Source organism: Synergistaceae bacterium, assembly GCA_017443945.1.
GTDB lineage: Bacteria > Synergistota > Synergistia > Synergistales > Aminobacteriaceae > JAFUXM01.
On sequence record JAFSXS010000067.1, the window covers coordinates 1 to 3271 of the forward strand.

A 3271-nucleotide genomic window follows, 5' to 3' on the forward strand; every position below is an offset into this window, starting at 1 on the left:
GGCGGAAATAAAATCCTGATTCGGGTTGCCCATGAGGACGTGGGGCGAGTAATCGGGAAGAGGGGAGCAACGATCAACGCTATCCGGCTGTTGGCCAAAGCGGCAGCAGTCAAGGCCGGTGAAAGGGTTGATGTTGACATCGTCGAGGACTAAATAATTAACGTAAGCATAATAACGGCATTCCCGGAATTATTCGCAAATTTCCTGACAACAAGCATTCCGGGACGTGCTGTAACAAATGGGCTTGTCGGCCTTGAAGTCGTGAACTTGCGCGATTTCGGACGGGGAAATTATAAACAATTAGATGATTATGCGTTCGGTTCTGGCGGGATGTTGTATGCAGCTCCGCAATTGAAGGACGCATTAAACTTCGCGACTCACGGAGATTCTAAACCGTTCGTAATTTTTCCTTCGCCACAGGGGGTCTTAGTCAGTCAGGAAATTATTGAGACACTGGCGCATCAGGATCAAGTTATTATAATCTGCGGACATTATGAGGGCATTGACGAAAGATTTACGCAAAAATATGTAGATTTAGAAATTTCTATAGGTGATTGCGTTCTGACAGGGGGAGAAATTCCCGCAATGTTGATAATTGACGCGATGTCGAGGCTTGTTCCGGGTGTTGTCGGCAAAAATAAAGCTGTGATCGAGGACTCTTTTTATCGAGGAATGCTTGACAACCCAAATTATACAAGGCCGTTCTCGTGGGAAGGCGAAGAGGTTCCGAAAATTTTAACCAGCGGCAACGATAAGCAAATTTCTCGCTGGCGTAGGCGTGAGGCAGTCAACCGCACATTGACTCGCAGGCCGGATTTGATTTCGAGGGCTTCAATACGTGATTATTTGTCGGAAAAAGTGAGTCTTGCTGTAATTGCTGATAACGAGAATATAAATTTATTCGGACTTGATGAATTATGCAGGGCTTATGACTTGGGCAGATATTATATAATCGCAAATAATCATGATCTGCGCGAGAAATTAAAAAATTTATACCCCGACGCAAAAATTATCGGGAATATTTCAAGGCTGCAGAGTGAAAATATTTTACTCGTTAAGATTCATGCAGGATCAAGAAATAATTTGCTTCATAGTCTTGAAGTTAAGCGCAGGTGCCTTGAACATGACGGAGAAATTTTATTCTTGTTTGCTGATGATGATAGCAGGCTTGATAATTTCGGCGGCATAGCAGGTTATATTTACGAGACGGCTTTAAATGTTCCGTTGAATATATTAATCGGAACCGCTTTAGATAGGTTATTAGGGAAACGTTAAATATTTATTGGGAGGCATTATTAAGTTGAACGCAGTAGATCTAGTTCAGAAGAAGTACTACAGAGAGACAGCTTTACCGGATTTCAGGCCGGGCGACACTCTGAGAGTACACGTAAAAATTAAAGAAGGTACCCGCGAACGTATACAGGTTTTCGAGGGCATAGTAATAGCAAAGCAGCACGGAGGACTTGACGAGACATTTACAGTGCGCAAAATCTCAAACGGAGTCGGCGTAGAAAGAATTTTCCCGGTACATTGTCCTTCAATTGACAAAATCGAAGTACAGCGTCAGGGCAAAGTCAGACGCGCAAAATTATATTATCTCCGCAAGTTAAGCGGCAAAGCAGCAAGAATCAAAGAACGCCGCAAATTTACGGAAGCATAGAGAAAAAATTTATTCCCCTGTCAATAACGGCAGGGGTTTTTTTGCGCTAAAAAGTGAGCCTCATTTGATTCCATTCGACTCCGCCGTGAGTGGAAGTGCTTTTGCCCTCGTTGATGAATCCGAATTTAGCGTAATATTTCACGAGTCTATTTTTGCACGTAAGAACGAGTCCGAGTCTATTTTGTGATTTTGCGTCATTTATTGCACGCTGGATTAATTTGCCTGCATAGCCTTTATTGCGATATTCAGGAAGAGTATTAACCCCGAAGATCATTTGCCATTTGCCGTTTTCGTCGTGAAATTCTGCGTGCGAGTACATGGAGTCATTTAAATTGCGCTCATTAGTAACGAACCCATCAACGAACGAAATTAATTTATTATCGTCATTGAACATCAACCAGAAGTGATTTGCGAAAAATTTTAGTCTCTGTGCAAAACTTTCACGCGTTGCAGCCTCTGACTCAGGGAAACAAGCAGATTCTACACGTGAAATTTCGTCGAGGTCGCTTAATTTTGCAGTTCTTATCAACATGATTTATTACTCGGCCATTTCTGCGAGGTGCTGCGGGTGGGATTTCAGCCTATTGCACAGTGTCCGATGCATTCATAATTGCTGGTGATTCCTAATTTTGCCAGTAAATTTTTATAATAATCTGACTCGAATTCCTGTTTAGCTCTATGGATCCAGATACTTCCGAGTCCGAGTGAATAAGCAGCTAACATCATATTACCAATTACTAGACTCCCGTCATAAACTCGATTAGGCCAATCTTGACTTGCAAGAACGATTAATATGACTGGAGCATTATAGAACGGGTCAAAGTTTTCGTGCCAGCCGCCAATTTTGCAATTATCGAGTGAAATTTTGTCGCGCAAATCTTTATTAGTTACGGCGATTATAATGGGGTCTTGTTTACCGTGTGTGTTTGCTGCGAAGAGTCCTGCGTTAATAATTGCGTCGATATTTTCGTGTGATGGCATGTCAGATTTAAATTTGCGGATACTGCGTCGTTGTTGTATAGTGCGGATAGTTTCGTTCATGAAAAAATTTCCTCCTTCTTTGATTCTTGACAGAATATAATATTTTCGCATATAATGCCACATGTTGTGCGAAAATTTAATTGGGGATATAGCTCAGTTGGGAGAGCGCTTGAATGGCATTCAAGAGGTCAGGGGTTCGAATCCCCTTATCTCCACCAGAATATAATCAGATACAATCTGTTGAAGATATAAAGCCTGCAATAAAGCGGGCTTTTGTGTTATTATTACTCCATTAAACATTAACAAAACTTATTAAAATTTAATTATGACCGTATAAAGAACCGTAGAAAGAAATTTTTATGTTTTATTTTTATACGGTTGAGAATGAGGGGAGTTGCAATTATGCTTTACGAGTCTTCAATCAAGGGAGCAAAACCCCGCGAAAAAAGTTACATGATTCGTGATGAACGAGGCTTATATTTTCGTATCGATCCTTCAGGGCGTAAATATTGGATTTTCCGTTACTGGGAAAATAAAAAAGAGCATCAATTATCACTCGGTACTTATCCACATATTTCATTAAAGGAAGCTCGACTGAAACGTGATGAGATTCAGCTTGCTAGGTCAAAA

General features: G+C 41.1%; 6 protein-coding genes and 1 tRNA gene. 5 read left to right on the forward strand and 2 right to left on the reverse strand.

Annotated features, from left to right (window positions below; translation table 11 throughout):
* From IJT21_07175 to rplS, 3 genes are all read left to right on the forward strand, one after another.
* Nucleotides 1–153, forward strand: a 153-nt coding sequence (locus IJT21_07175) for a KH domain-containing protein (GenBank protein ID MBQ7578027.1), incomplete at its 5' end; no start/stop codon positions are given.
* 3 nt (nt 154–156) lie between these two features.
* Complete coding sequence (gene trmD / locus IJT21_07180) at nt 157–1275, forward strand: tRNA (guanosine(37)-N1)-methyltransferase TrmD (protein ID MBQ7578028.1); 1119 nt, start codon at nt 157–159, stop codon at nt 1273–1275.
* A gap of 25 nt (nt 1276–1300) precedes the next feature.
* Nucleotides 1301–1660: a 50S ribosomal protein L19 gene (rplS, locus tag IJT21_07185; GenBank protein ID MBQ7578029.1), complete on the forward strand. Its 360-nt coding sequence runs from the start codon at nt 1301–1303 to the stop codon at nt 1658–1660.
* Nucleotides 1661–1706: 46 nt separating this feature from the next.
* On the opposite strand, the gene IJT21_07190 is transcribed toward rplS, so the two are convergent.
* The gene (locus tag IJT21_07190; GenBank protein MBQ7578030.1) at nt 1707–2192 is read right to left on the reverse strand and encodes a GNAT family N-acetyltransferase; all 486 of its coding nucleotides are present in this window, start codon (nt 2190–2192) and stop codon (nt 1707–1709) included.
* 44 nt (nt 2193–2236) lie between these two features.
* Nucleotides 2237–2701, reverse strand: coding sequence for a nitroreductase family protein (locus tag IJT21_07195; protein ID MBQ7578031.1), 465 nt, complete (start codon nt 2699–2701; stop codon nt 2237–2239).
* An 82-nt stretch (nt 2702–2783) separates the two neighbouring features.
* Between IJT21_07195 and IJT21_07200 the strand changes: the two genes are divergently transcribed.
* Nucleotides 2784–2859: transfer RNA gene (locus IJT21_07200), tRNA-Ala, on the forward strand.
* 184 nt (nt 2860–3043) lie between these two features.
* Nucleotides 3044–3271, forward strand: a 228-nt coding sequence (locus IJT21_07205; protein MBQ7578032.1) for a DUF4102 domain-containing protein, incomplete at its 3' end; no start/stop codon positions are given.